General features: G+C 53.6%; 25 protein-coding genes and 1 riboswitch. Of the genes, 8 read left to right on the top strand and 17 right to left on the bottom strand.

Going from position 1 to position 25,423, the window contains the following annotated elements:
• Positions 1-59: 59 nt before the first annotated feature.
• A complete protein-coding gene (locus tag RUDLU_RS0114265) occupies positions 60-725 on the bottom strand; it encodes a phosphatidylserine decarboxylase family protein (RefSeq protein WP_019989069.1) in 666 nt (221 codons plus the stop codon).
• Between the two features lie 201 nt (positions 726-926).
• Positions 927-2,201, bottom strand: coding sequence for a Glu/Leu/Phe/Val family dehydrogenase (locus RUDLU_RS0114270; RefSeq protein ID WP_027303066.1), 1,275 nt, complete (start codon positions 2,199-2,201; stop codon positions 927-929).
• A 332-nt stretch (positions 2,202-2,533) separates the two neighbouring features.
• On the opposite strand from RUDLU_RS0114270, the gene RUDLU_RS0114275 reads away from it, so the two are divergent.
• Positions 2,534-2,920, top strand: coding sequence for a TraR/DksA family transcriptional regulator (locus tag RUDLU_RS0114275; protein ID WP_019989071.1), 387 nt, complete (start codon positions 2,534-2,536; stop codon positions 2,918-2,920).
• 84 nt (positions 2,921-3,004) lie between these two features.
• Here the strand turns inward: RUDLU_RS0114275 and RUDLU_RS0114280 are convergent, their stop codons facing one another.
• Both RUDLU_RS0114280 and RUDLU_RS0114285 read right to left on the bottom strand, forming a co-directional pair.
• Positions 3,005-5,386, bottom strand: coding sequence for a TonB-dependent receptor (locus RUDLU_RS0114280; RefSeq protein ID WP_019989072.1), 2,382 nt, complete (start codon positions 5,384-5,386; stop codon positions 3,005-3,007).
• An 86-nt stretch (positions 5,387-5,472) separates the two neighbouring features.
• Positions 5,473-5,570, bottom strand: a riboswitch (TPP riboswitch).
• Positions 5,571-5,610: 40 nt separating this feature from the next.
• Positions 5,611-6,543, bottom strand: coding sequence for an AraC family transcriptional regulator (locus tag RUDLU_RS0114285; protein ID WP_019989073.1), 933 nt, complete (start codon positions 6,541-6,543; stop codon positions 5,611-5,613).
• 329 nt (positions 6,544-6,872) lie between these two features.
• On the opposite strand from RUDLU_RS0114285, the gene RUDLU_RS0114290 reads away from it, so the two are divergent.
• From RUDLU_RS0114290 to RUDLU_RS0114300, 3 genes are read left to right on the top strand one after another with little or no spacing between them, the layout of a single operon-like run.
• A complete protein-coding gene (locus RUDLU_RS0114290) occupies positions 6,873-7,826 on the top strand; it encodes a ring-cleaving dioxygenase (protein ID WP_019989074.1) in 954 nt (317 codons plus the stop codon).
• Between the two features lie 31 nt (positions 7,827-7,857).
• A complete protein-coding gene (locus tag RUDLU_RS0114295) occupies positions 7,858-8,490 on the top strand; it encodes an alpha/beta hydrolase (protein WP_019989075.1) in 633 nt (210 codons plus the stop codon).
• 14 nt (positions 8,491-8,504) lie between these two features.
• Positions 8,505-8,801: a muconolactone Delta-isomerase family protein gene (locus RUDLU_RS0114300; protein ID WP_027303067.1), complete on the top strand. Its 297-nt coding sequence runs from the start codon at positions 8,505-8,507 to the stop codon at positions 8,799-8,801.
• Positions 8,802-8,992: 191 nt separating this feature from the next.
• Here RUDLU_RS0114300 and RUDLU_RS0114305 read toward each other — a convergent pair whose 3' ends face one another.
• From RUDLU_RS0114305 to ettA, 11 genes are all read right to left on the bottom strand, one after another.
• Positions 8,993-10,354, bottom strand: coding sequence for a flavin monoamine oxidase family protein (locus tag RUDLU_RS0114305; protein ID WP_019989077.1), 1,362 nt, complete (start codon positions 10,352-10,354; stop codon positions 8,993-8,995).
• Between the two features lie 143 nt (positions 10,355-10,497).
• Complete coding sequence (locus tag RUDLU_RS0114310) at positions 10,498-10,833, bottom strand: phage holin family protein (protein WP_019989078.1); 336 nt, start codon at positions 10,831-10,833, stop codon at positions 10,498-10,500.
• 104 nt (positions 10,834-10,937) lie between these two features.
• Entirely contained in the window at positions 10,938-11,543 is a 606-nt protein-coding gene (gene hisIE / locus RUDLU_RS0114315; protein ID WP_019989079.1) for a bifunctional phosphoribosyl-AMP cyclohydrolase/phosphoribosyl-ATP diphosphatase HisIE, read from the bottom strand.
• A 24-nt stretch (positions 11,544-11,567) separates the two neighbouring features.
• Positions 11,568-12,368 carry an imidazole glycerol phosphate synthase subunit HisF gene (gene hisF, locus RUDLU_RS0114320; protein ID WP_019989080.1) on the bottom strand — a complete coding sequence of 267 codons (801 nt, stop codon included), beginning with the start codon at positions 12,366-12,368 and terminating at the stop codon, positions 11,568-11,570.
• The gene (locus RUDLU_RS0114325) at positions 12,368-12,793 is read right to left on the bottom strand and encodes a GNAT family N-acetyltransferase (RefSeq protein WP_019989081.1); all 426 of its coding nucleotides are present in this window, start codon (positions 12,791-12,793) and stop codon (positions 12,368-12,370) included. The genes hisF and RUDLU_RS0114325 overlap by 1 nt, the downstream gene beginning before the upstream one ends.
• Positions 12,790-13,503, bottom strand: a complete 714-nt coding sequence (locus RUDLU_RS0114330; protein WP_019989082.1) for a hypothetical protein — start codon at positions 13,501-13,503, stop codon at positions 12,790-12,792. The genes RUDLU_RS0114325 and RUDLU_RS0114330 overlap by 4 nt, the downstream gene beginning before the upstream one ends.
• A gap of 9 nt (positions 13,504-13,512) precedes the next feature.
• Positions 13,513-14,232 (bottom strand): 1-(5-phosphoribosyl)-5-[(5-phosphoribosylamino)methylideneamino]imidazole-4-carboxamide isomerase, encoded by a 720-nt coding sequence (gene hisA, locus RUDLU_RS0114335; RefSeq protein WP_019989083.1) that lies wholly within the window; start codon positions 14,230-14,232, stop codon positions 13,513-13,515.
• A 54-nt stretch (positions 14,233-14,286) separates the two neighbouring features.
• Positions 14,287-14,880, bottom strand: a complete 594-nt coding sequence (gene hisH / locus RUDLU_RS0114340) for an imidazole glycerol phosphate synthase subunit HisH (protein WP_027303068.1) — start codon at positions 14,878-14,880, stop codon at positions 14,287-14,289.
• A gap of 127 nt (positions 14,881-15,007) precedes the next feature.
• Positions 15,008-15,634 carry a transposase gene (locus tag RUDLU_RS0114345; RefSeq protein ID WP_044130341.1) on the bottom strand — a complete coding sequence of 209 codons (627 nt, stop codon included), beginning with the start codon at positions 15,632-15,634 and terminating at the stop codon, positions 15,008-15,010.
• 291 nt (positions 15,635-15,925) lie between these two features.
• Entirely contained in the window at positions 15,926-16,747 is an 822-nt protein-coding gene (locus tag RUDLU_RS0114350; protein ID WP_019989086.1) for an aminotransferase class IV, read from the bottom strand.
• Positions 16,748-16,770: 23 nt separating this feature from the next.
• Positions 16,771-18,438 carry an energy-dependent translational throttle protein EttA gene (gene ettA / locus RUDLU_RS0114355; protein WP_019989087.1) on the bottom strand — a complete coding sequence of 556 codons (1,668 nt, stop codon included), beginning with the start codon at positions 18,436-18,438 and terminating at the stop codon, positions 16,771-16,773.
• 87 nt (positions 18,439-18,525) lie between these two features.
• Here ettA and RUDLU_RS0114360 point away from each other — a divergent pair, with 87 nt between their 5' ends.
• From RUDLU_RS0114360 to RUDLU_RS0114370, 3 genes are all read left to right on the top strand, one after another.
• On the top strand, positions 18,526-19,803 hold the full coding sequence (locus RUDLU_RS0114360) for a DUF349 domain-containing protein (RefSeq protein WP_019989088.1): 1,278 nt from the start codon (positions 18,526-18,528) through the stop codon (positions 19,801-19,803).
• Between the two features lie 105 nt (positions 19,804-19,908).
• Positions 19,909-20,268: a nucleotide pyrophosphohydrolase gene (locus tag RUDLU_RS0114365; RefSeq protein WP_019989089.1), complete on the top strand. Its 360-nt coding sequence runs from the start codon at positions 19,909-19,911 to the stop codon at positions 20,266-20,268.
• A 143-nt stretch (positions 20,269-20,411) separates the two neighbouring features.
• Positions 20,412-21,695 (top strand): acetyl-CoA hydrolase/transferase family protein, encoded by a 1,284-nt coding sequence (locus RUDLU_RS0114370; protein ID WP_019989090.1) that lies wholly within the window; start codon positions 20,412-20,414, stop codon positions 21,693-21,695.
• A gap of 92 nt (positions 21,696-21,787) precedes the next feature.
• Here the strand turns inward: RUDLU_RS0114370 and lpdA are convergent, their stop codons facing one another.
• Positions 21,788-23,191 (bottom strand): dihydrolipoyl dehydrogenase, encoded by a 1,404-nt coding sequence (gene lpdA, locus RUDLU_RS0114375; RefSeq protein WP_019989091.1) that lies wholly within the window; start codon positions 23,189-23,191, stop codon positions 21,788-21,790.
• 190 nt (positions 23,192-23,381) lie between these two features.
• On the opposite strand from lpdA, the gene RUDLU_RS0114380 reads away from it, so the two are divergent.
• Entirely contained in the window at positions 23,382-24,545 is a 1,164-nt protein-coding gene (locus tag RUDLU_RS0114380; RefSeq protein WP_019989092.1) for a BamA/TamA family outer membrane protein, read from the top strand.
• Here the strand turns inward: RUDLU_RS0114380 and RUDLU_RS0114385 are convergent.
• The gene (locus tag RUDLU_RS0114385) at positions 24,518-25,204 is read right to left on the bottom strand and encodes an alpha/beta fold hydrolase (protein ID WP_019989093.1); all 687 of its coding nucleotides are present in this window, start codon (positions 25,202-25,204) and stop codon (positions 24,518-24,520) included. The two genes, RUDLU_RS0114380 and RUDLU_RS0114385, sit on opposite strands and share 28 nt — an antisense overlap.
• Positions 25,205-25,423 lie beyond the last annotated feature (219 nt).

Consider the following 25,423-nt stretch of genomic DNA (forward strand, 5'->3'; position numbering starts at 1 on the left):
TCCCTGAAACAAGATGACATCTTTAAAAACGAAATAAAAGACATTTTTCGTGCCAACGTTTACTCGGGCAATTCGGCCAGAACCGATACGCCCCCCTGCATCTTATCGCCCAGTTTAACCTTCACTTTGGCATTGAGGGGTACGTACACATCCACGCGTGAGCCAAACTTGATAAAGCCCATTTCGCTTCCCTGCTCTACGGGCTCGCCTTCTTTCACGTACCACACGATTCGGCGGGCCATAGCGCCGGCAATCTGCCGGAAAAGCACCTGAATGCCGTTTTTGGTTTCCAGAACTACCGTAGTTCGTTCGTTTTCGGTGCTCGATTTGGGGTGCCAGGCCACCAGATACTTACCTGGATAATACCGGAAGTACTTTACAATACCCGTAACCGGGTTGCGGTTAACGTGTACATTGAGGGGCGACATAAAAATAGAGATTTGCCGACGCCGTTCCTTGAAGTATTCGGTTTCTTCGGTTTCTTCAATCACAACCACGGTGCCGTCGGCGGGGGCTACCACTTGCCGGTCGTGAATGGTAAGCGCCCGGTTGGGAACCCGGAAAAACTGAACCACCAGGGCAAACAAAACGAGGCTAACAACGGCCATAAGGACAATAGCCGTGGTGTTGCCAGCGAACAAAAAATAGTAAGCAAGACCATTGATCACCAGTAAAGCCAGTGCGGTGGTGAGCATGATCGTGTTGCCTTCGCGGTGCAGACGCATAATGACGGGTAAATAAAAATGGATAATGTATAGTGTTTGCCAACAAAGTCGTTGGGCAAAAATATACATTATCCATCAGAAGTGGTTTTGGTTTTGGGTTTATCGCCTGTGGTTCGCTAAAAAGACGAGTAAGCTAATACAAGTCGATGCGCGGTAAGCACCCAAACACGAAACCAAAACCTAATCCCCAAAAACCATGAATTAGTACCCGCCCCGGAATTTATAGGTGCTGGCAACTTTCTCAATAGCTACTACGTAAGCCGCCAAACGAAGCGGAATCTTGTGCTTCTGCGACACATCGAACACCCGGTCGAAAGCGTCCTTCATGGCGCGGTCGGCCCGGCGGTTGATCCGGTCGAGGGTCCACTTGTAGCCAATCCGGTTCTGTACCCATTCGAAATACGATACCGTAACTCCACCGGCATTGGCCAGAATATCGGGGACCACCAGAATGCCTTTGTTGTTGATAATTTCGTCGGCGCTGGCAGAGGTGGGGCCGTTGGCACCCTCCACAATCATTTTAGCCTGAATCTGCCCCGCATTTTCGTCGGTGATGACGTCTTCTTTAGCGGCTGGCACCAGCAGGTCAACGGGTAAGGTCAGGAGTTCTTCGTTCGAGATCTTCTCGGCACCCGTGAATCCTTCCAACGTGCCTTTGTTGGCATTGCGGTAGTTCATGGCAGCCGTGATATCGATTCCTTTCTCGTTGTAATAACCGCCCGAAATGTCGCTCACAGCTACTACGGTTACGCCCCGCTCGTGCAGCAGCTCAGCCGCAAACGAACCAACGTTACCAAAGCCCTGAATAGCGGCCGTAGCGCGGTAGGGGTTAAGCCGGATTTTGTCCATGGCGGCCAATGCAGCCACGGTTACCCCCCGGCCTGTGGCTTCGGTACGGCCGAGTGAGCCGCCCAATACGAGCGGTTTGCCGGTTACGACGCCGTTGACGGTCATGCCGCGGGCTTTCGAGTATTCGTCGACGATCCAGGCCATCTCGCGCGGGCCGGTGCCCATGTCGGGAGCCGGAATGTCGCGGTCGGGGCCAAATACGTCGAGCATCTGTACGGTGTATGCCCGGATCAGTCGTTCGATTTCGCCGGCCGACATCTCGCGGGGGTTGCAGGCAATGCCCCCTTTGGCACCTCCGTACGGAATATCAACAACGGCGCATTTCCAGGTCATCCAGGCGGCCAAAGCGCGTACCTCATCGAGGTGTACGCCCGGATCGAGCCGGATACCACCCTTGGCCGGGCCGAGGATGTTGGAGTGAATAACACGGTACCCTTCAAACACCTTGATGCTGCCATTGTCCATCGTAACGGGCAAGCCAACAATCACCTGGCGGGCGGGTACTTTCAGGATGTCGTACATCTCATCGCTGATGCCTACAATCTGGGCGGCAGCATCGAAACGTGACATCATCGACTCAAGCGGATTCTCTTTATCTTTTATCGGGGCTGGTTCAATGTATCCCATAACCATGACGCTTATTCCTTCTTTAAACAAAAAAGTTGATGAAGTGTATGTTGCAAACATACCAAAACAAAAACGATAATGCCTAAAGGATATTTTTTCTTAAACAAGTCCTAAAATTCTGACTAAATAGAATAGTTGCCCGGAACCAGAAGACGCCAAAACGGTATTAGGGCATCTGTTGGCAAGTCGAAATATTCATTGGAAAATATGGGTTTCTACAATTCGGTAAATTTTTCAAAAAAGTTAGTGTTTGTGTACTAATGATTGAAAAGCCGCGGGTTACTGCGTAACTTTGCGCCGGCAAAATCAACACACAACCCATCGAGACCCCTATGGTTCAGGAAGAAAAGAAGCGCTATTCGGATGAGGAACTGAAAGAGTTTGAGGTTCTGATTGGCCAAAAGCTTGAGGCTACCCGAGGTGAGCTTAACTACATTAAAGAAACGCTCAGTAAACGGAACGATAGCGGTACCGACAACACATCGGGCAACTCGAAGTTACTGGAAGACGGCGCTGATACAAGCGAGCGCGAAAACCTGAGTCAGTTAGCGGGTCGACTGCAAAAGTTTATTCAGCAATTAGAGGCCGCCATGGTACGAATCAAAAACGGAACCTACGGCATTTGCAAAGACACGGGTAAGCTGATTCCGAAAGAGCGTTTGCGGGCTGTACCGCACACGCAGCAGACGATCGAAGCCAAGCTCCGTCAGTCGAACTAAAGAACCCAAAAGCAAACGGGAGGAAAGAAAAAAGGAGAAAGCGTAAGCCATCTCCCTTCTTCTTTCCTCCCGTTTGCTTTTGGCTTAAAACCGAACCCGAACCCCTACCAGCGCGTTCCGACCCGCTTGCGGAAAAAAGGCATTGTCGGCCTGAACCCGTCCTTCTGAGACATACGCATACGTGTACCCGTTCGACTCGTACAGCTCGTTAAACACGTTGTTGAGTAGCAGCGTGAGGCTCACCTCTTCGGCAAAACGGGGTTTCCAGACGTAAGCCAGCCGGATATCATTCACAAAGTACGGATCCAGCCGACGGGCTTCATTCGAGGTGTTGTCGAGGTATTGCTTGCCGACATACTTCGACAGCAACGATACGTCGAACCCTTTCAGCAGCGTGTACGTCAGTTGGGAGCCCCCGATCACGTTGGGCGAGAACGAGATGTCTGTTTGGCTGTATTGACGGACATCCTGCTTACCGGTATCAAAGTTGTCGAGGTACTCGGTAAACTGCCGGATCTTGTTGCGGCTAAACGTAGTATTGACGTTCCATTGCAGAGCTTTGGCCAACCGCAGGCCGGCCTCCAGCTCAATACCAGCCCGGTAGCTGCGGTCGACATTGACGCGGTTGTAAGCGCCCACGTCGTTGATCCGGCCCGAAAGCACCAGCTGATCGCGGTAGTTCATGTAGTACGCATTGGCAGTGAAAGCGAGCCGGTTTTGCCGCAGCTTGTAGCCAGCCTCCCAGTCGTAGAGCCGTTCAGCCCGGGGGCGGCTCGTGGGCGACGATTGTGTGAAATCGTCACGGTTGGGCTCTTTGTTGCCTACCGCAAACGACGCATACAGGGTGCTGCGGTCATTTAGTTCATAAGTCAGGCCGGCTTTGGGGTTGAAAAACGAAAGCTGCGCGGTTTGCTGTACATTGTTCAGGTTGTTGTCGAAGCCCAGAAACGAGTAGTCGACGGTACGCACCTGTAAATCGGCAAATGTGGTCAACTGAGTCGTGACCCGGTAGTAAGCCTTTGCGTACAGGTTGAAGTCGTTCTTGGTCGCATCGTTGTCGTAATATCGCTGCCGAATGTTGCTTGTGCCTGCAAACCGGGCCCAGATCACCTCACCAAAGTGCTTGCCTTTATACTGATTCCAGCCCCCGCCGATGTTGGCCGTCAGCCGTCCGAAGCCGGTGTAGTCGAGGGAGAAAATACCGCCATAAAAGTCATTGTCGAGCCACCGGCGCCGGATCAGATCCGAGCGGCTGATGACCGAGTCGCGAATGGTTACGTTCGGAATTCCGTACCGGCTCAGGCGGTCGTTTTCGCGAAACTGCTCGTAATAGCCCCGGCCTTTGGTGTAAAACGCCGACGCATTGAGCCGCCAGTTTCGGCTTAGCTCGTGCGACGAAATAAGCTGATACTGATCCTGCTGGTAGTTATCGGTCTCGTTATCGTACGTGAGTGAGTTGAACGTCCGATTGGTGGCGAGCAGGTTTTCAGGAACCCCGTTCCAGGCCTGATAGGTTTGCTCGCGGCCTGAGAATACGTTGAGCCGCACGTAGCTTTTCTTGCCGTAATACCCGCCCGACACATAAAACGATTTGAGGTCGGAGAAGGCCCGGTCGATGAATCCGTCGGACTTGATTGCCGACAGCCGGGCGTCGACTACCCAGTGATTGTTGAGAAGCCCTGTACCGGCCATCACGGTAGCTTTACGGGTGTTGAACGATCCTCCCGAGAGGTTTACCTCGCCGTATGGGTCTCGCTGCAGAGCGTTGGTTTGCACGTTGAGCGTTGCCCCGAAAGCCCCGGCCCCGTTGGTGCTCGTGCCTACCCCACGCTGAATCTGCACGCTGCTCACCGATGAGGCAAAATCGGGCATATTGACCCAAAACGTCCCCTGCGACTCGGCATCGTTGTACGGAATCCCGTTGAGAGTCACGTTGACGCGGGTAGCATCGGACCCGCGAATCCGAATGCCCGTGTAACCCACACCTGCCCCGGCATCGGAAGTGGTGACCACCGAGGGCGTAAAGTTGAGCAGAATAGGCAAATCCTGTCCGAGGTTCAGTTTGCGTAGCTCAGGTGCTGTAACGGTTGAGTACGCAATGGCCGACTTGTCGTTGGCGCGGGTGGCACTGACCACTACTTCGTCGACCACGACCTCGGTTCTGACGAGCGTAACGTCGAGTTGTGTATTGCCCCCAACGGTTACCGAGCGGGTTTGGGGTTCGTAACCCAGCAGCGAAATCCGGATGGTGTAGGAGCCGGGGGCTAGATTAGTGAGCCGGTAGCGGCCTTCGGCATCGGCGGTGGTGCCCCGGAAGGAGCCTTCCAGCATGATGGCCGCGCCGGGTAGCGGGCTTTCCGAATCGCGGATTTGGCCCGACAGCACAGCCGTTTGGGCCATAGCGGCCAAACTAAACAACCACAGCACAATACTGTGGGCAAGTCGATAGGTTGTCTTTTTTTTCATCGACGACGAAAAATGGACGTACAGGTAAAGGGGCTGTTACCTACCGTGGTGAATGTATGTGAAACGATAATTGCTGCAGCCGAACACCCGTTCGCTGCTCCTGTTCCCTTCGACGGCATTACCCGCATCAGGTTCTATGGGTATAATCTCAGCCCGTTGTTTTGGGGCACCCCTGATAAGATTAGCGGGGCAAAATTACGAAGGAGGCCGCTTGGGTGTGCGGTTTAGAGCGGAATAATTTGTTTCCGATACTGGGCGGGCGACATACCTACTTCGCGCCGGAAGAGTTTCATGAAGTAAGTCAGGTTGTTAAAGCCACAGTCGATACTGATGTCGGCAAGGCAGCGGTTGGTGGTGCGGAGCAGTTTCGACGCCAGCGCAATGCGTTGACTGTTGATATAGTCGACTGGGGTCATGCCGAACGTCTGTTTGAAGGTCCGGTAAAAGTTGGGCTCGCTCATGCAGGCCTGATCGGCCAGCTCCCGGATGTGTAGGCTGCGGTGGAGGTGCTTGTTGATGTACTGCGCGACATGGGCCAGGCGATTCACGTTAGCAACGGTAGTTTTAGGGTTGAGGAGTAGCGTGCGGGCTTGCGTTTGCATGAGCCGGACCACCAGCTCCTGCAAAACCAGGTTGGCAAAAACGTCTTTGGCCCGGTTGTTTTCTGTAAAAATGTAAATGAGCCGGGCAATGAGTTGGTGAATAGGCTCGTCGTTGGTCAGGAAGAAGTTGGTCTGCCCAAACTGCCAGCCGTGCGGATTATCAACGAGGGGCGCCCGGTCGTTGAGCAAATCGGTTACCTGCTGAACCGTGTCGGGGGCAATGGCAAGCGCGAGGCATTGGGTTGGGTTGTGCATCTGGGCCTCGGGAAAGTCGATGCACATGGTTTCGTTACCCGGCACAATGACCGACTCGCCCGGCAGAAACTCGAACGAGGGCGTTTGCGGCAGGTGCATCACCTTTTTGCCCCGAATCATGCTGGCCAGTACCGGGCTGCTGAACGTCAGTTCAACTTTTTCGGCAACGTGGTGGGTTTCGTAAATATTCAGTTCGGCAGAGTCGAGGGTGTACGACGTTCTGTTTTCGACTTCCTGTTCCAGCCGACGGGTTTCTAAGTGCCGCGAAATATCAAGAGGAGAGGTCTGAACACGCTTCATAGTGAAATGCCGAATACCGCAAGCGTTAGGCGCAATGGGTGGTTGTGTGCAGGCCATCCTTGCGTTGGTTCATTGGGGTGGGCCTCAATTTAGTTATAAATTTTGTTTGCATTGTGAAGCCTGGCCCTTTTCTTCCCCAAACGTATTTTGGTCGAACAGCGTCTGCATCAGCGGCTTTTTAGTTTTTAGGCTTTTAGAGGCAATCTGTTTTTTGCCGGGTTCTCTAAACTTCTTTTAAACAGGTTGAACTTAATCTGAAATTTAAATGTATATACATTAAATGTAATGACATTTAAAACAATCCATTCGCCTTCAAACGTTTAAATACCATGAGCACCTTAATCAACGGCCTCCATCACGTAACGACCATTGCGGGCGACGCCCAACGCAACGTCGATTTCTACACGGATATTCTTGGGCTTCGGCTGGTCAAGAAAACGATCAACTTCGATGCCCCCGACGTGTACCACCTGTACTACGGCGACGAAACCGGCTCACCCGGAACGATCCTGACCTTTTTTCCGTACGGACGTATCCCGCGGGGGCGTAAAGGGGCTGGGCAGTTGACCTACACGGCGTTTTCGGTGCCGACGGCTTCGCTGAGCTACTGGATCGACCGGCTCAACACCTACTCGATTGCCTTTGCCGGCCCGTACAAACGGTTCAACGAAACGTACATTCGGTTCGATGACTTCGACGGAATGGGCATTGAACTGGTAGCTAATGACGAGGATCTTCGTACTGGTTGGGCTACCGGCCCTGTACCGGCTCAGTTTGCCATTCGGGGTTTTCATACGGTGACCTTGAACGAAACCAACCCCGATGCCACCATCAAACTGCTTACCGAAAGCATGGACCATCGGCTGGTGGCTGAGGAGGCCGGGCGATTCCGGTTTGTAGCGGGGCCGGGCGCGGCCGGTACAGGCGGGTCAGGGAGTTTTGTCGATGTGCAGCACGCGGCTGGCGAGTTGCGCGGGGCGCAGGGAGCGGGGTCAGTGCACCACGTGGCCTTTGCCACCGACAACCACCAAACGCAGGTGGCTATCCGGGAGCGGCTTATTGACAACGGTTTCATGCCGACCGAGATTCTGGACCGGAATTATTTCAAGAGTATCTACTACCGTGAGCCGGGTGGGGTATTGTTTGAAATTGCGACCAACCCGCCGGGCTTTGCTATCGACGAACCTGTAGCTTCACTCGGCCGCGAACTCAAATTACCCGAGTGGTATGAGCCGCGCCGGGCACAGATCGAAGCCGGTTTACCCCCAATTTCGGTTAAGTAAAAAACGCTCTCCTGAACCGGAGACAACTGGTATGATTCACAACCCGAATAATATTGTTACGGCTGGTGTACCCCTCGAAAAGGCGGGTAAAGTGATGGTGATGGTGCATGGCCGGGGCGGGTCAGCGCGTGATATTCTGTCGTTGAGCCAGTACATTGACCACCAGGATGAGTTCGCGTTCATTGCACCCGAAGCCCATCAGAATAGCTGGTACCCATATTCGTTTTTGCAACCGATGGAGCGCAACGAGCCCTATCTGTCGTCGGCGCTAACCACCCTCGAAATGGTGCGGGCCAGGTTGCAGTCGGATTTCAACCTGAAGCCTCCGCAGATCTATTGGCTTGGGTTTTCGCAGGGTGCCTGCCTGACGCTTGAGTTTGTGGCCCGCAACCCGCAGGTGTACGGCGGGGTGTTTGGCCTGAGTGGCGGGCTGATTGGTCCTGAGGGCTCTCCCCGCGATTACGCGGGAACGCTCGACGGGACACCGGTGTTTTTAGGCTGTAGCGATACCGATTCGCACATTCCGAAGGAGCGGGTTCTGGAAACCGAAGCCGTACTGAGCCGGATGGGCGCCGAGGTAACCACTACCTTGTACCCGAATTTCGCCCACACAATTAATGAGGATGAACTGAAAACCATTAACTTGTTACTGCGTGGGCGTTGATAAATCCCGATGATATGAGCCAGTACATGGTTGAATTTGCGCTTCCGGCCGAAATGAACGAAGAATTTGTTCAGAAAATACCGGCCCAGCGGCTGAAGGTCAACGAACTGATGGAAAGCGGCAAAATGCTTTCGTATTCGCTCTCGGCCGACCGCCAAAAGCTGTGGTGCATTTTGAAGGTAGATTCGGAGCTGGAAGTTATGGAAGTAATTGCCCAGTTTCCGCTCATCCAATACATGGACCCCACCATCAGCGAGCTAATGTTTCATAACATGGTGGCGGCCCGCATTCCGTTGTTTTCGCTCAATTAGTGTAAATTATGGAAAATGGCTGACGCGAGGGCCTTCGACAGGCTCAGGCTGACATCGGTTTGAGAGCCGCCCGTTAGCCTGAGCCTGTCGAAGGCCCTTGTCGTTCGGCGCATTGGTCGGCAACTATTTTTGAAGCAAATACTTGCGATGCTTAGTATCCATACTTCACGTCAGTTAATGTTTTTTCGGCCTCACTCCGCCAGCAATACCTCCTGCGCGGCTCGCTCGCCGGAGCGTACGGCCCCGTCCATATAGCCATTCCAGACTTCGGCAGTTTCGGTGCCAGCCCAGTGAATCCGGCCGACGGGTTCACGCAAAGCCGTGCCGTATTGGGTCCAGACGCCCGGTCCAAACAAACCGGCATAACAGCCCCGGCTCCAGGCTTCATCCACAAAGCTGTGATCAAGGTAACGCGTAGGCCTGTCAGCCGCGGGCCCAAACAAGGTGGTAAATGACGCCAGTGCCGATGCCTGCCGCTCGGCCTCACTCAGTTGCCCAAACGCCCGCGCCTGATTCCCCAGCACGAAACCCATCAGAATGCCCCGGCCACCATCGGCTGGTGAATTGTCGAACGTGACGGTTACGTGCCCCTCAGGTGTGGCCGCGAGCCCATTCAGTCCCTGATCGCGCCAGAAAGGGCGCTCGTAGAACGCATAGCATTTCCAGACGACGCCCATCGGTACGTTTTGCTGAAGTTGTACCCGTTTAGGGGGCAGAGCGGGCGTAAACTGAATTTCATTGGCCAGTATAGGCGGAATAGCCACAATGACCCGCCGGGCTGTATAGTCAAAATCGGGGCCACTGACCCGGACTCCCTGTTCGGTTTGCTCAATCTGATGCACCGGCGCATTCAGGCGAATATGCCCATGCAGCTCGGCGGCCATTTGGTCGGCTATCCGTTGAGAGCCGCCCACAAACCGTTCTTCCTGCGCGCCATTTTTTACGTTCATCAGCGTGTCCAGGTCCCGGCCCGACTTGATGTAGAACAACGTGTGCAGCATTGAAATATCGGCCGGGTCGGCGGCCCAAATCGCTTCGGCGGCAATTTTGAGGAACTGTCGGGCGGTTCTGTAACCCACGTGTTGCTGCATCCAGTCGGCTAGGGTGATAGCGTCGAGCTGTTGGGCGTTGGGCGAGGCCCACGGCTGTTTCAGATCAATGGTCCTTGCCAGTTTGTTCAGTTTTTTGATGTGCCAGTCGAGGCTCAGTAACGACAGCAGGGGGAGGGGTGGTATGAGGCCTTTGTAGCGTTTTACTTTGCCCCGGAATAGCTGCGTGCTTTTGCCGTCGTTGTAGGTTGGGTAGGTTTCAACGCCATACTCCCGGGCCAGCGCGTACATCCGGTCCTGCGTAGGGCCAACCCAGGCCGCCCCCAGATCAACGTACGAACCGTCGTCGAAATGGCGTGTCCAGACCCGGCCACCGATTCGGTCGCGGGCTTCGAGAACCAGCACGCTTTTGCCCGCCCGGTGTAGGTTACGGGCGGCTGTCAGGCCGGCATAACCAGCCCCTACAACAATGACATCATGGGTGGTTGGGTGTTCGGTAGGCATTTATTTGGGTGGTTTAGGGCTTGTAAGATAGGTCTTTAAATAAAGAAAGGGCTTTGTGAAGTGTGTAGAGATGTCATCTTTTCAAACAAAATGACATCTCTACACACTTCACAAAGCCCTCGATGCTGAAACCGGCCTAACGATTAGTTTATGATCGCGTCGATAGCCCAGGTGACAATCGACACCACAATACTAAACAGCAAAGCGGCAAAGAAACCACTGACGGCAAAGCCGTCGACGATAGATGCTGCCAGATACACCATGATGACGTTAATGACGAGGTAGAACAAACCCAGCGTCAGAATGGTGATTGGGATAGTGAGCAGTACCAGAATTGGTTTCAGAAACGCGTTGAGCAAGCCCAGCACGATAGCCACGATGATAGCGGCTCCGAAACCGTCGACTCGGATACCCGGAATGAACTGACTGGCGATAAACACCGCCACAGCGCTGATCAGAATGCGAATGATGAGTCCCATTTTTCAGTTTTACAGTTTGTACTATTCAGGTTGCGGCCAGCCGTTCGGAGGGCCGCCCTCCTACGAATGATAACAACCTGAGCGCGAAAGATAGGATTTGAATCCTATTTTCCGGCGTGACGGCCCTGTAAAATCGTGATGACTTCGTCGAGGTCGATGTTTTTCTGCTCGAGCAACACCAGAAAATGGAACAGCAAATCGGCGGCTTCGCCCCGGAATAGGTCGTCGTTGTTGTCTTTGGCTTCGATTACCAGCTCAACGGCCTCTTCGCCAACCTTTTGCGCAATTTTGTTGACCCCCCGGTTGAATAACGACGTGGTGTACGATTTTTCGGTGGGATTCACGCGCCGGTCGTGGATAATGCCTTGCAGGTAGTTCAGGAACTGCCCTTTTCCCCGGTTTACCTCCTCAAAACAGGTATCGGCACCGGTATGGCAGGTAGGGCCGGCGGGCGATGCCTTAATCAGCAGGGTGTCGCCGTCGCAGTCGATCAGGATCTGCCGAACGTGCAAAAAGTTATTGGAGGTTTCGCCCTTGGTCCAGAGCCTACCTTTGCTCCGGCTGAAAAACGTAACCACACCCTCGGCCTGAGTTTTGTCGTAGGCTTCCCGGTTCATGTAGCCCACCATGAGCACCTTACCGGTTTGTTCGTCCTGCACCACGGCGGGCACAAGGCCGTCGGGCGATTTGCTAAAATCAATTGTTGTCATACAATTCGTTTGCTTGAGAAACGCCTAATTAGTCAGGCGCATCGGAATACCTTGTTGGGCCAAATACTGCTTAAGCTCAGGAATATCGATCTCTTTGAAGTGAAAAATGCTGGCTGCCAGCCCGGCATCGGCTTTGCCAGTGGTAAACACATCCACAAAGTGATCCATGGTGCCCGCGCCCCCCGACGCAATCACCGGTATATGAGCCGCCCCCGACACGGCTGCCGTCAGTTCGAGAGCAAAGCCTGCCTTGGTACCATCGGTGTCCATTGAGGTGAGCAGAATTTCGCCCGCCCCCCGATTTTCTACTTCTTTAGCCCATTCGAGCGTGCGCAAATGAGTGGGTTTGCGGCCGCCATGCGTGTGCACGATGTGTTGTCCCGGCGCTGACATTTCGTTTGAAGAAATGTCAGCGCCGGCGGGAATCCAGCGGGTGTCGATGGCCACCACAATACACTGGCTACCAAATTCGAGCGCGAGCTGATCGACCAGGGCGGGGTTACGCACGGCCGAGGAGTTGATCGAAACCTTGTCGGCACCGGCGTTGAGCAGCGCCGATACGTCGGCCACCGACGAGATTCCTCCGCCTACAGTAAACGGAATATTGACCGCGTGGGCCACCCGCCGGACGAGTTCAATCAGGGTTTTGCGCTCGTCGACGGTGGCGGTAATATCCAGAAAAACAAGCTCATCGGCCCCTTGTCGTGCGTAAATAGCCCCCAGTTCTACGGGGTCGCCAGCATCGCGCAGGTTCACGAAGTTCGTTCCTTTTACGGTGCGCCCGTCTTTGATATCGAGACAGGGAATAATTCGTTTTGTTAGCATTAGTAGCTGGTAAATAATTTGCGGTGCATGTACCAGTGGGGCTCTTCGGGGTTGACGAAGCCAAACTGACGGTAGAGCCCCTGCGCATCTTGCGTGACCAGAATCCACCGGCGCAGCCCCTGCAATTCGGGGTATTCGGTGATGTACTGAACCAGTTTTTTGGAAAGGCCCCGGCCCCGATTGCTCTCAACCACGAACACATCGGACAGGTACGCTACCGTAGTATAGTCAGTTACGACGCGGGCAAACCCAACCTGTTGTCCATCGGGGGCGTAGACCCCAAAACAAAGCGAGTGCGCAACGGCTTTCTCGACTTTTTCGAGCGGGATGTTCTGCGCCCAGTACGACTCCTGACTCAGAAACCCGTGAATCACGTTCAGGTCGAGCCGGGATTTGTCGGTGCTGATGGTGTAATTTTCGGTCATGTGGTACAAACGGGTTTAGGCGGATAGGTTCGTCGGCAGATGTCTGTTGGGTTTTTAGCTAGTGAGAACAGCTGCTTCAGGATCGACACTACCTGTTGAAGTTCAACTACTTTGGTTCGGACTTTACCGTATCCGGCCGGGCAATGGTATTTGTACGTTCGATGGCCCTCGGCCGAAAAAATGTCGAAACGGTAGCTGATGCCGTCGCCAATGATTACGTAACGCTCCGTGTTCTTCGGGGCTTTTACGGTTACCTCGCCTTCCTTGTCGACACTCACGACAGTACTGGGAATACTGGTATCGCGCGGAGCGGATTTGGGAAAAATCTGCTCTCGAAGTACCGATTGGTCGGGTAAGGTCAGTAATCCGTCCGACACTAATTGACTCCAGATAGCCGGGTCTACTTTCTTTCTTCGCGTTAAGCGCTCAGAATTTTCGAAACGATTTTGTGCCCAGTTCAGCGAGTATTCAGACAGAAATAAGCCCGCATCGGTTCGGTCGAGCACGTATAGCTTTTGGGCATCGCCATAGGCCAGGCTTACTTTGGTCCAGATGCGTACCTGATAGTTACCCGGTTTCAGCGGCAAGGTTTTTAGACCGACTTTCTGAGCCAACGCATCAAACCGGGCCTGCACCCGTGTGGAGTCGTCCGGGGTAGCACAGGCGGGCCAGTAAGCCAACCAGAAAAGGAGTAAAACGATGCGGCTCATACCTCAAAGTTAACTATTCAGGGCCATCAAGTCTTTCAGCGTCACGCGACCTTCGTAAATGGCCTTGCCTACAATCACCCCGAAGAGGTTCATTTCGGCCAGTTTCTCAATATCGCCCATGTTGGCAACCCCCCCACTGGCAATAATCTGCAAATCGGCCGACCGCTCCTGTAGGTTACGGTACAGCTCGAACGATGGACCCTGCAACAGCCCGTCTTTGGCCACATCGGTGCTGATTACGTACCGGATGCCTTTTTCGAGGTACTTCTCCACGAAGTCGTACACCCATACATCGGTGCCTTCTTCCCAGCCGCTCACGGCGATTTTCTCGTTTTTGGCGTCGGCCCCCAGAATAATGGCCTCGGGGCCGTATTGGGCGAGCCAACGTTCGAAGAGGTCGGGGTTTTTGACGGCGATACTGCCCCCGGTAACCTGCCTGGCGCCCGATTCGAACACAACTCGCAGGTCGTCGTCGGACTGTACCCCGCCACCAAAGTCGATATGGAGCCGGGTTTTGGTGGCAATCAGTTCGAGCACTTTCCAGTTGATGACGCGCTTTTGTTTGGCCCCGTCCAGATCCACCAGATGCAGCCGGGTCAGGCCCGCATCTTCAAATTGCTGAGCTACCTCAAGCGGGCGGGCGTTGTATTCTTTTTTCTGGTTGTAGTCGCCCTGCGTAAGCCGAACGGCCTTGCCGTCGATCAGGTCAATTGCGGGAATAATGTGCATAAACGGTATTGGGTTGGCCACAGAGCCGTTGCCACAACGGAGTTGCCCACACGGTTAAAGCGAAAGATTCAAAAAGTTTTCGAGCACGCGCTGCCCTACGTTGCCACTAATTTCGGCGTGAAATTGAGCCGCGTAGAAGTTGTCTTTCTGGAGCATAGCGCTGAACGGACGCCCGTACTCGCACACGGCCACGGTCTCGGGGCAAACGTCGGCCGCGTAGCTGTGTACGAAATACATGTAGGCATCGGCGGGAAGCCCTTCGGTGAGCGGCCCGCGTAGTTGATTGATGTTATTCCAGCCCATATGCGGTACTTTGAGGCCACCATCGGCCGGCAGCCGGCGCACATCAATATCAAAAATGCCCATGCAGGTCGTGTTGTTCTCTTCGGAGTGACGACACATGAGTTGCATGCCGATACAGGTACCCAGCACGGGTTGTTTCAGCGATGGAATCAGGCGATCGAGGCCGCGCTCGCGCAGGTACGCCATAGCGGTACTGGCTTCGCCTACGCCGGGAAAAATGACTTTGTCGGCCGACCGGATTTCGGTCTCATCGTCGGTCAGGAGGTAGCTCGCACCGATGCGGTCGAGGGCGTACATTACCGACTGAACGTTGCCTGCATTGTATTTGATAATGACGGTTTTCATAAAGTACAGTGAAGCGGTGCTTCGCTGGGCCGATAGGCCAACAGGCATCGCTTGCTCAAGCGTTTGTTAGTGGTTCAAAAGTTGGCCTATCGGCCCAGAGGAGCGGTGCTCCGCTGCACGGGTTGCGTCATAAGTACGCTTCGTTAACATACGTGTGTGGCCAATCTTGCCAATTTTCCACCAATTTTGCTTTGACGGGATTCTCCAAAACATATCGGATAATGTTTTCTAACTCAGCGCTATCTCGCACTACATGGTCGTAACTCTCTTGGTGCCAGAAGCTGCCCGTATGGCCAAGCAGTTTATTTGTATGACGTCCTGTATGGCTTTTGAACGATTGTAAAACCCTAAATAAAGGCCGGTCTTGCTTACCCTTATTTCGGGTATCAATGACGATATGGATATGATTCGACATAATGGTGTAAGCAATGAGGTCATACTGTTCTTGTTCTCTGAAATGCAGTGCTTCTTTCACTATGTTGGCAATTTCAGGCTTTGATAGCCAATAAGGGCCGTTCTGCGGATGGTCGAGGTGATGCTCAAAGTGAGCAAAGTAACGCTTTCGGTTGTCGGCTTTAAGTTGGTTCAATTGCTTTTCATCGATTATGCTTTTCTCCAACCTTTTTTGATCCAACTCATAACGTTCCTGTATCATCGCTACTATGGCAGTAGGTATGCTCCCTGATAACCTCATGGTAATGAAGAAGACCGCTTCGGTTGGCTGGATATGAGGCAAATTTCGATGATAATGCATATTGTACAGTGAAGCGGTGCTTCGCTGAGCCGATAGGCCAACAGGCATCGCTTACTCAAGCGTTTGTTAGGCGTTTATTCATTGGCCTTGCGGCCCAGCGGAGCATCGCTCCACTGTACCAATCAAAAAGCCCGGCTCTGGATGCAGAACCGGGCTCTTGTGTATTGTGTGTTGTTGCCAATTTCTTGCAAAAGCACAAAACAAACCGCATCGTTCTGCCTTATGGGCAAATCGAATGATGGTGGTGATGTACTGTCTTTGTGCTGAACATGGTACAAAGATACAAGATGGCTACCATTTTGCCACAAACTCATCGAACCGTTGCAACAAAAACCGTGATTTGGGGCCAACCTGCCCGTTGCCAATGGTGATCTCGCCAACCTGTACAATGGGTAGCACCCGTTTGGTCGAGCTGGTAGTAAAGGCCTCATCGGCATCCTGCAACTCAGAAAGCAATACGGGGCGTTCCTCCACAAAAAAGTCAGGCTTCGCCAGCTCAATCACGGTTCGGCGGGTGATACCCCGCAGAATGTGCCGGTTGGGCGTGATGAGCGTATTTCCTTTCACCAGAAAGAAATTACTCCGGCTCAACTCGCTGATTTCGCCGTCTTTATGATAGAGCAAATCCGACGCACCAGCCGCCCGAATAGCCGGGGCTTTCAGAATTACGCGCTTGTAATCGGTGCTTTTGATCTCAGCCATATCCCGAACGTATTCGTCGAGCATCACCCGGATCCCCACTTTGTACTGCTCGCCCGGTACCGGGTGAATGTCCTCTGTGATGATCAGCAGGTTAGGCTCTCCGATACTGATGCTATCGGCCGAATAGCCGCCCGTCAGCACAAACCGAAGGGCTACATCGGCCCCACCGGCCCGGTTAACGAGATCCATCACTAAGGCGTAGGTTTCGTCTTTGCCCATGGGTAGGGGCAAGCGTAGCCCCGTGGCCGAGTTCTGAAACCGCTCCCAGTACCAGTCCCACTGAAAAGGCCGGCCGTTGTAGGTCAGGAAGTAGTCGAACAGGCCGTAGCCGCGCAACAAACTCAGGTCGGTGATACCGATGCTCAGTTCATCGACAGGTCGGATGGTGCCGTTAAGATACCCGTAGTGCATACCGAAAACGATTAACGCTTTTTCTAAGCCAACTTCTTGTATTTGATGCGCTTGGGCGTGGCATCGGTGCCGAGCCGCTTGCGCCGGTTTTCTTCGTATTCAGAGAAGTTACCCTCAAACCAGTAAACCTGCGAATCGCCTTCAAACGCCAGAATGTGCGTAGCTACGCGGTCGAGGAACCAACGGTCGTGGCTGATGACCACGGCGCAACCGGCGAAGTTTTCGAGACCTTCTTCCAACGCCCGGAGGGTGTTCACGTCCAGGTCGTTGGTCGGTTCGTCGAGCAACAACAGGTTACCGCCTTCCTTGAGCGCAATGGCGAGGTGTACGCGGTTGCGCTCCCCGCCTGAGAGTGTGCCCACTTTTTTCTCCTGATCCGAACCGGCAAAGTTGAAGCGGCTGCAATATGCCCGGGCGTTGGATTGCTTTCCACCGAGCATAATCCACTCGTTGCCTTCCGAGATAGTCTGGAATACCGTTTTGTCGGGGTCAAGGCCGTCGTGTTCCTGATCTACGTAAGCCAGTTTTACGGTTTCGCCCACTTCAAAGGTGCCTGCGTCGGGTTTGAGCTGACCGGTAATCAGCTTGAACAAAGTCGTTTTACCCGCGCCGTTGGGGCCAATAATGCCCACAATACCTGCCTGTGGCAACGTAAAGTCGAGGTTTTCGTACAGCAGTTTATCGCCAAAGGCTTTGGCAACACCGTGCGCTTCAATAACCTTGGCACCGAGCCGGGGTCCGGGTGGAATAAAAATTTCGAGCTTCTGTTCGCGTTGTTGGGCGTCTTCGCTGAGGAGCTTCTCGTACGCACCCAAACGTGCTTTGGACTTAGCCTGCCGGGCCTTGGGAGCCATGCGCACCCACTCCAATTCGCGCTGAAGCGTCTTTTGGCGTTTCGATTCCGTTTTTTCCTCCTTGGCCAGGCGTTGTTCTTTCTGCTCCAGCCACGACGAGTAGTTGCCTTTCCAGGGGATACCTTCGCCCCGGTCGAGTTCGAGAATCCAGCCGGCCACATTGTCGAGGAAGTAACGGTCGTGGGTTACGGCAATCACCGTGCCTTTGTACTGCCGCAGGTGTTCTTCCAGCCACAACACCGACTCGGCATCGAGGTGGTTGGTGGGTTCGTCGAGCAACAGAACGTCGGGTTCCTGCAACAGCAGTCGGCAGAGGGCCACCCGGCGCTTTTCGCCCCCTGAGAGGGTGCTGATAAGCGCGTCGGAAGGGGGTGTCCGGAGGGCGTCCATGGCGCGCTCGAGCCGGGCGTCGAGTTCCCAGGCATTGTAGTGGTCGAGCTTCTCCTGCACCTCACCCTGCCGGGCAATAAGTTTGTCGAAATCGGCGTCGGGATCACCGAAGGCTTCATTGATTTGATCAAACTCTTTCAGCAGGTCGACAATGGGCTGAACGCCCTCTTCCACAACCTCTTTCACGGTTTTGCTGGGGTCGAGTTGGGGCTCTTGCTCAAGCATTCCGACCGAATAACCGGGCGAAAAAACAACCTCGCCGTTGTAGTTCTTGTCGATGCCGGCAATGATGCGCAGCAAGGTAGATTTACCCGATCCATTGAGTCCCAAAACGCCGATCTTCGCGCCGTAAAAGAAGGAAAGGTATATGTTTTTTAGGATTTGTCGGTTAGGCGGAATAATTTTACTCACGCCCGCCATAGAGAAGATAATGGTTTCCTGACTCATTATATGTACTGCCGTTTCGGCGGTCTGATTTGTGGTTGGCAAATATCAAACAATTAACCCTAAGCGCAGCTTTAATTTGCTGGAAAAATGGAAAACGCTTCACTGGTAGATGAATACGGTTACGTCGCAGACGGAAAGGTATTTTTGAAAGGCTACCTCCACTACCCGGATCGCCAAATTGGCGAAGTAAAAAGAACCGAGCAGGAAGCACTCGACTACTTTAAGAACCGCTTCGTTATTGCCCAAAACAAAGTTGCTCAGCTCGAACGTGAAATCGAAGAGGCTCAGAACAAAGGGTCGTACCTGACTAAACTGGTGCAGCTGCGTAAAAAGTTGACCACCTTTGATGCCATCGGGGACTTTATTCCGCTGCTCGACCGTCTCGATGCGCAGGAGTTGGTGCTGACCGATCTGATCAAACACAATCAGCTTAAAAATCTCGAAATTAAGCGGGCGCTTATCGCCGAGGCCGAAGCCATTGTGGGTAGCGACGACTGGAAAACCACCGCCGATGCCTTGCAGGAGATCAAAATGAAGTGGATCAAAACGGGGCCGGTAGACAAGTTGCTCGATGAAGAAATTGAGGGGACCTTTACGGGCTTGCTGGATAGCTTCTTCCAGCGCCGTCGGGATTTCTTCAACGAACAGAACAAGGTTATTCAGGAGCGTCTGGATCAATACGACGCCCTGATTCGGGAGGCCTTCAAACTCTCGCGTAGCCACAATATCGAAGAAGCCTACGGTGAAGTACGCCGACTCAACAATGCCTGGAAAGCCGTTGGTGAGGTGCCCATCAAGAAAAGTGGCAAACTCTACAAGCAATTTAAGAAAGCCACCACGATCATCTACACGAAGTATAACGAAGCTAAAGGCATCGTTGTGGTTCCGAAAATAGATCCGCGTGTAGAAGCGCAGATGAAGATGACCGAGGAGGCCGAGCGGCTCTCGAAGCAGACCGATATTTTTGCGGCTGCCGAGCGGGCTAAAGTACTCCTCAATAGCTGGAAAGAAATCAAAGTTCCGTTTAAGTTGCAGGACAAGTCGATCAACGAGCGTTTCCGGGCGGCCTGCGACAAAATCTTTGAATTAAGTTACCTTGGGCGCGTACTGACGCGGAAATATCCGGCCTTCGAGATGAAGAGTGAATCGGAGCAGCTGCGTACCAAAATCCGGGAGATGGAATACTTGGTTCGTCGCGAGAAAAGCGATTTGCAAATTGCCCTGCAGGATGCAGATAGCCTGAACCCCGATAATCCCGAAGACAAGCAGATTCTGAATAAGATCAATACCCAAAAGCGGAAGATCGCGATGAAAGAACTCATTCTGCGTGAGTTCAACAAGCGATTGGAGACGATCGAATACTAATCGAACGATGAGTGATGAGCGATGAATGATGAGTTTACTGACGCAAGAAAAGCATGTGTGCGTCAGCAAACTCATCATTCATCGCTCATCACTCATCACTGTTTTATGACGCTGCGCGAAGCACAAGATACGGTCGATCACTGGATCAAAACGGTGGGTGTGCGCTACTTCGGCGAACTAACCAACATGGCTATTCTAACCGAAGAGGTAGGAGAATTGGCCCGCATTATAGCCCGGCGCTACGGCGAGCAGTCGGAGAAAGAGTCGGATAAAAACCGCGACCTCGGCGATGAAATGGCCGATGTTCTTTGGGTGCTGATCTGCCTGGCCAACCAAACCGGTGTGGACCTGACCGAAGCACTCCATAAGAATCTGGAAAAAAAGAATATCCGCGATGCCACCCGGCACAAAGAGAATCCGAAGCTGACCGGTAATCCTACTGATGTAGTTGGCTCCGGCAACTGATTCGAATTACTAAAACCTCCGAGGTACTCCTTCCAGCATGAGCGAACGGTTTGTTTGACCCCAGGGCCGAACAAATCGTTCGCTCGCTGATTATAAACGTATCAGCCGTAGTTTAGCCCTGGTATTGTAAAACCAACTCTAATTTGGCCTCATTACTCACGATTGTTCCGGCCGAACAGGCCGTGTCGGTTATTCAGTCGGGCAACCGGGTATTTGTGCACAGCGTGGCGCAAACCCCCCATGCTCTCATCAATGCGATGGTGGCGCAGGCCGACCGTCTGCGCGATGTTGAAATTTGTCATATTCATACCGAAGGCCCCCTGCCTTACCTCGACGCTAACCTGCAACAAAGCTTTAAGCCCAATTCCTTTTTTATTGGAGCTAACATGCGCAAGCAACTGGCGCAGGGAATCGGCGATTACGTGCCGGTGTTTCTGAGTGAGGTGCCGCTACTGTTTTCGCGCCGGATCTTGCCGGTTGATGTGGCTCTGATTCAGGTTTCGCCCCCCGATCAGCACGGGTACTGCTCGCTTGGGCCCTCGGTCGATGTGTCGCTGTCGGCCATCCGGGCGGCCAAGTACGTGATTGCGCAGGTAAACCCCCGCGTGCCTCGTACGCACGGAGACGGTATGATTCCGGCGTCGATGATTCATGCCGCCATTGAGGTCGATGAGCCTATTTACGAAGTTCACCCCGGTACGATCGACGAAACTGACCACAAAATTGGGCAACACGTAGCCAGTTTGGTGGAAGACGGCGCTACGCTGCAACTCGGTATCGGGGGGATTCCCAACGCAACCTTAGCCGAGCTGATTTACCACAAGGGGCTGGGTATTCATACCGAAATGTTCTCCGATGGGGTAATCGATCTGGTTGAGCGTGGGGTTATCACGGGTGAGCACAAAGCGGTATTGCCTCACCGAATTGTATCGAGTTTTGTCATGGGAACGCAGCGGGTGTACGATTTTATCAACGACAACCCGGCCGTGGTGATGAAGCAGGCCAATTATACCAACGATACGGTCAATATCCGGCGTAACCCTAAAATGACCGCTATCAACAGCGCCATCGAAGTCGACCTGACCGGTCAGGTGTGTGCCGATACCATCGGAACCATGCAATACTCAGGCGTGGGCGGGCAGATGGATTTTGTGCGGGGGGCGTCGCTTTCGGAAGGAGGTAAACCGATTATTGCGCTGCCCTCGGTCACGAGCAAAGGACTCAGCAAGATTGTGCCGTTTTTGAAAGAAGGGGCGGGCGTGACTACCACTCGCGCACACGTACACTACATTGTGACTGAGTACGGTATTGCTAATCTGTATGGGCAAAACCTGCGGCAACGGGCGCGGGCACTTATTCAGATTGCCCACCCCGATCATCGCGAAGAACTCGAACGACAGGCGTACGCCCGTTTCGGAAGTGTGTAGAGAAGGCGGAGGAAGGAGGAAAGGAAAATGGAGGAAGGGAGAACGGCACACTTGCGACCCTTCTCCCTTCCTCCATTTTCCTTTCTCCTCTTTTACATATTAATAGCCCGGTTGCCGGTAGCGGCCAAACAAGCCTCTTTGAAGGCCTCGGTGTAGGTCGGGTGGGCGTGCGACATGCGCGAGATGTCTTCGGCTGAGGCCCGGTACTCAAGAGCTACTACGGCTTCGGCAATCATGTCGGCAGCGCGGGGACCAATGATATGAACGCCCAGAATCTCGTCGGTTTCTTTGTCGGCCAATACTTTTACCAGCCCGTCGATGTCCATACTGGCGCGGGCGCGGCCCAACGCCTTAAACGGAAACGACCCGGTTTTGTACGATTTGCCTAATTCCTTCAGTTCTTCTTCGGTGTAACCTACGGCGGCTACTTCAGGCCAGGTGTACACCACGTTCGGGATGAGCCGGTAGTGGATGTGCGGTTTCTGACCGGCAATGGTTTCGGCAATAAATACGCCTTCTTCTTCGGCTTTGTGCGCCAGCATAGCCCCCCGAATCACGTCGCCCAGAGCGAAGATGTGCGGTACGGCCGTGCGGAGGTTATCGTCGACTTCAATCTTGCCCCGGTTGTCGGTTTTCAGACCGGCCGCTTCCAGATTCAGGCCTTCGGTGTATGGTTTCCGACCTACCGAAACAAGGCAATAGTCGCCCGTGAGCGTCATTTGCTCGCCCTTGGGGGTGTCGATGTTTACAGTCACCTCATCGCCATTGCGTACTACCGAGGTTACCTTGTGGTTGAAATAGAAGTCGGCGCCCAGTTTTTTAACGGCCTTTTGCAGTTCCTTACCCATGGTTTTGTCCATGGTCGGGATCATTGAATCCGCAAACTCGACAAACGACACTTTTGCACCCAAACGGGCGTACACCGACCCCAACTCGGCCCCGATTACGCCCGCCCCGATAATAATCAGGTGTTTGGGAACTTCGCTCAGCTTAAGGGCTTCGGTCGAGGTAATAATACGCTCCTTGTCGAGTGGCATCGATGGGAACGCCATAGGCTTCGAGCCGGTCGAGATGACGATGTTCTTGCCTTTGATGGTTTCTTCGCCCCCTTCGTTCCTGGCAATTTTAACGGTGTTAGCGTCTACAAATGAGCCCAGACCGAAGTACGTGTCGATCTTGTTTTTCTTCATCAGAAAAACGATGCCCTTCGTGGTCTGATCGACAACCTCCTGCTTGCGCTTGATCATCTGCCCCAGATCCACGGCCAGATTATCGAGCTTAATACCGTGTTCGGCAAAGGTATGGCTGGCATTGTAGTAGTGCTCCGATGAGTCGAGCAGGGCCTTCGATGGAATACAGCCAACGTTGAGGCAGGTGCCGCCGAGGGTGTTGTATTTTTCAATAATGGCCGTTTTGAGGCCCAATTGAGCACAACGAATAGCGCCCGTGTAACCACCCGGTCCGGCGCCGATAAAGATAACGTCGTATTCTTGCATAGGGTAATAGTCGTATGTTCGATGGCCTCTCATCAAGTGGGAAACCATTCATTTATAAAGCGTTCGCGGGGCGAATTTCGTTCAGATTTTGATTCTTCCCGGCACAATGACGCTTTTTTGTTGGGGAATGGCATTTTGGTTAGGGTACGTACATAACCAGACCGGGTATTTGGGCGTTAAAACAGATGAAATGATACCACGACCTCTACGCTGTTCTTTCCGAATTTTTCTGTTCCTGCTGTGGCTTACCGTTGTTGGTACCCAGGCAAACGCGCAGGTGGTGAAACCGCATACGTTGCTGGGCCGGTATCTGGGCAAATTTACCAACGATACCACCGCGCCCGAGAAGCCCCGCTTTCTGGTGTATCCGACGGCTACCTACGCACCCGAAACCAGCCTCGAACTGGGCGTATCCACCCTGTATCTCTACCACGCCCGGGGCGACTATAAAGCCAACCGACTGAGCGAGATCAATGCCTTTACGTTTGTGACCCTGCGCGGTCAGTACGGGTTCAACATCGATAATGCTTTGTATGGCCACCGCGACCGCTGGCTTTTTATTGGCCGCACGCGGCTGCAACGGTTTCCACTGTTGTATTATGGCATTGGGCCGGAAGCGAGCCCCGCAGCTCCGGCTACGGTCGATGCTCTTTCGATTCAGGTTCGGCAGCGGGCGCTGAAAGGTATTGGCAAAAATCTGTTTGCGGGCCTTCAGGTCGATTATCAGGCCCTCAGTCGGGTGTCGTTTGAACAGCCCGACAGAAACCCGTTTCCGTTGCCAACGGGCGCGCGAGGGTCTGCCAATCTGGGATTGGGGGCGGGTGTGGTATACGACAGCCGCAAAAATGCGCTCAATGCCCGCCGGGGATTTTTTGGCGAGTTAGCCTACCTCGATTATAACCCGGCCTGGGGTAGTACCTTCCGGTTTCAGAATACCAACTTCGACCTGCGCTACTACCGGACTATCAATGCCACGCAGGTGCTGGCATGGCAGGGGTTCGGGCAGTTTATGTCGGGCACGGTGCCGTTCAACCAGCTGGCCTTGCTGGGGAGCGAAACCATCATGCGTGGGTACTACCCCGGCCGGTTCCGCGACCGGGCGTATGTAGCCACGCAGCTGGAATACCGGTTTTTGCCGTTTCCGTTCAGCAAGCGATTGGGGGGGGCGGTGTTCGCGAGCGTGGGTACCGTAGCGCCCACACCCGCGCAACTGGATGTACGAAAGCTGTTGCCCGCCGGTGGAGCCGGATTACGGTATTTCCTGTTTCCGAAGAAAGACATCTTTCTGCGGTTCGATGTGGGTTTCACCCGCGAGGGACCGGGATTCTATGTGTTTACGGGAGAGGCTTTTTGAGCCAACAGCTCCAGAATCGGCTGGGCAACGCGCTCCGGGTGAAAATACAGGCTGAAATGGTCGCCGGGCACCTCAACAAAGGGCTCGTCGGGCGGAAACACGATGCTGTCGGGGCGGGCGTGAATCCGGAGGTCGGGCTGTACCGTGAGCGGGGGTACCTTGCCAAACAGGGTCATCTGCTGCTGGTACACGTAGTCCCGATCTTGCTGCCGACCACCGTCGACGAGTTGATTGTACAGCGATCTGGATTCGGCAAACGGGTACTGCTTTTTAAAGAACGCCATCAGCCAGTTGCTTTGGGTAATACCGCCGTAGAGCATCAGGCGCAGGAGCCGGAGATTGGTGACCGGAAAATTGATCTTCTTCTGACTCGTCCAGGAGCCAAGCTGCACCGTAGTGGCTCCGGTTAGTTGCTTGATGTTCACGGCAATCCAGCCGCCCATTGAGTGACCAATCAACACGTCGTCGGCTGTAATCTCATAATAATCCGTGAGGTACTGTGCCAGTTGCCGGGCGTTGATCGGTCCTTTGGGTTGCCAGCGGGCAAACTCGTCTTTCAGGTCGACCGGCACAAAATAGGCAGGCATGAGCAACGGAGCGAGGGGATCAAAAATACCCGGATCTTCGAGGTAGCCGTGAATCAGAATCAGACGTTTCATTTGATAAGGATTTGGGTTGGGCAAGATTGTTGTATGGGGAGAAGGGCGCCCCGGCAGGCTAAACTACGCATTTTGGCGAATGGGTCAGTAACAGAACCGATGGGTTAGGACCAAACGGAGGCCATTTTGCGTTGTTTAATCCCCAAAAAGAACATCGCTGGCATACGTTTTGCCCCGGTGAGTCTGTTATATTTGTTGTGAACGAACGAGTTAGCTAAC

This window comes from Rudanella lutea DSM 19387 (assembly GCF_000383955.1).
GTDB lineage: Bacteria > Bacteroidota > Bacteroidia > Cytophagales > Spirosomataceae > Rudanella > Rudanella lutea.

Excerpts from the sequence above, each read along its gene's own strand:
- RUDLU_RS0114365 (WP_019989089.1), top strand. The coding sequence starts at position 19,909 with ATGACGCTGCGCGAAGCACAAGATACGGTCGATCACTGGATCAAAACG.
- RUDLU_RS0114270 (WP_027303066.1), bottom strand. The coding sequence starts at position 2,201 with ATGGGATACATTGAACCAGCCCCGATAAAAGATAAAGAGAATCCGCTT.
- RUDLU_RS0114385 (WP_019989093.1), bottom strand. The coding sequence starts at position 25,204 with ATGAAACGTCTGATTCTGATTCACGGCTACCTCGAAGATCCGGGTATT.
- RUDLU_RS0114360 (WP_019989088.1), top strand. The coding sequence starts at position 18,526 with ATGGAAAACGCTTCACTGGTAGATGAATACGGTTACGTCGCAGACGGA.
- RUDLU_RS0114305 (WP_019989077.1), bottom strand. The coding sequence starts at position 10,354 with ATGCCTACCGAACACCCAACCACCCATGATGTCATTGTTGTAGGGGCT.
- RUDLU_RS0114280 (WP_019989072.1), bottom strand. The coding sequence starts at position 5,386 with ATGAAAAAAAAGACAACCTATCGACTTGCCCACAGTATTGTGCTGTGG.
- RUDLU_RS0114345 (WP_044130341.1), bottom strand. The coding sequence starts at position 15,634 with ATGCATTATCATCGAAATTTGCCTCATATCCAGCCAACCGAAGCGGTC.
- hisH (WP_027303068.1), bottom strand. The coding sequence starts at position 14,880 with ATGAAAACCGTCATTATCAAATACAATGCAGGCAACGTTCAGTCGGTA.
- RUDLU_RS0114285 (WP_019989073.1), bottom strand. The coding sequence starts at position 6,543 with ATGAAGCGTGTTCAGACCTCTCCTCTTGATATTTCGCGGCACTTAGAA.
- RUDLU_RS0114380 (WP_019989092.1), top strand. The coding sequence starts at position 23,382 with ATGATACCACGACCTCTACGCTGTTCTTTCCGAATTTTTCTGTTCCTG.
- RUDLU_RS0114275 (WP_019989071.1), top strand. The coding sequence starts at position 2,534 with ATGGTTCAGGAAGAAAAGAAGCGCTATTCGGATGAGGAACTGAAAGAG.
- RUDLU_RS0114310 (WP_019989078.1), bottom strand. The coding sequence starts at position 10,833 with ATGGGACTCATCATTCGCATTCTGATCAGCGCTGTGGCGGTGTTTATC.
- hisIE (WP_019989079.1), bottom strand. The coding sequence starts at position 11,543 with ATGACAACAATTGATTTTAGCAAATCGCCCGACGGCCTTGTGCCCGCC.
- RUDLU_RS0114290 (WP_019989074.1), top strand. The coding sequence starts at position 6,873 with ATGAGCACCTTAATCAACGGCCTCCATCACGTAACGACCATTGCGGGC.
- RUDLU_RS0114265 (WP_019989069.1), bottom strand. The coding sequence starts at position 725 with ATGCGTCTGCACCGCGAAGGCAACACGATCATGCTCACCACCGCACTG.
- RUDLU_RS0114300 (WP_027303067.1), top strand. The coding sequence starts at position 8,505 with ATGAGCCAGTACATGGTTGAATTTGCGCTTCCGGCCGAAATGAACGAA.
- hisA (WP_019989083.1), bottom strand. The coding sequence starts at position 14,232 with ATGCACATTATTCCCGCAATTGACCTGATCGACGGCAAGGCCGTTCGG.
- RUDLU_RS0114325 (WP_019989081.1), bottom strand. The coding sequence starts at position 12,793 with ATGACCGAAAATTACACCATCAGCACCGACAAATCCCGGCTCGACCTG.
- lpdA (WP_019989091.1), bottom strand. The coding sequence starts at position 23,191 with ATGCAAGAATACGACGTTATCTTTATCGGCGCCGGACCGGGTGGTTAC.
- RUDLU_RS0114295 (WP_019989075.1), top strand. The coding sequence starts at position 7,858 with ATGATTCACAACCCGAATAATATTGTTACGGCTGGTGTACCCCTCGAA.
- ettA (WP_019989087.1), bottom strand. The coding sequence starts at position 18,438 with ATGAGTCAGGAAACCATTATCTTCTCTATGGCGGGCGTGAGTAAAATT.
- RUDLU_RS0114330 (WP_019989082.1), bottom strand. The coding sequence starts at position 13,503 with ATGAGCCGCATCGTTTTACTCCTTTTCTGGTTGGCTTACTGGCCCGCC.
- RUDLU_RS0114350 (WP_019989086.1), bottom strand. The coding sequence starts at position 16,747 with ATGCACTACGGGTATCTTAACGGCACCATCCGACCTGTCGATGAACTG.
- hisF (WP_019989080.1), bottom strand. The coding sequence starts at position 12,368 with ATGCTAACAAAACGAATTATTCCCTGTCTCGATATCAAAGACGGGCGC.